The 348-nt window shown below is 44.0% G+C and carries 1 rRNA gene; it reads left to right on the forward strand.

Annotated elements, in window-relative coordinates:
- Positions 1–80 (forward strand): 16S ribosomal RNA (locus P349_RS0124920); the annotation flags it as partial.
- Between the last annotated feature and the right edge of the window lie 268 nt (positions 81–348).

Below are 348 nucleotides of genomic sequence, written 5' to 3' on the forward strand. Positions count from 1 at the left end.
TTACCACTTTGTGATTCATGACTGGGGTGAAGTCGTAACAAGGTAACCGTAGGGGAACCTGCGGTTGGATCACCTCCTTACCTTAAAGAACCTGCCTTTGTAGTGCTCACACAGATTGTCTGATGAATGATGAACTTCTGAATGTACTTTTGAGTGCATTAAGAAGTTTTGCTCTTTAAAAATCTGGATCAAGCTGAAAATTGAAACGACACACATGTTATGTGTGTTCGAGTCTCTCAAATTTTCGCAATCAGAAGTGAAACATCTTCGGGTTGTGAGGTTAAGCGACTAAGCGTACACGGTGGATGCCCTGGCAGTCAGAGGCGATGAAGGACGTGCTAATCTGCG

Origin of the sequence: Enterobacter sp. DC4, assembly GCF_000568095.1 — a bacterium.
Taxonomy (GTDB): domain Bacteria; phylum Pseudomonadota; class Gammaproteobacteria; order Enterobacterales; family Enterobacteriaceae; genus Enterobacter; species Enterobacter pseudoroggenkampii.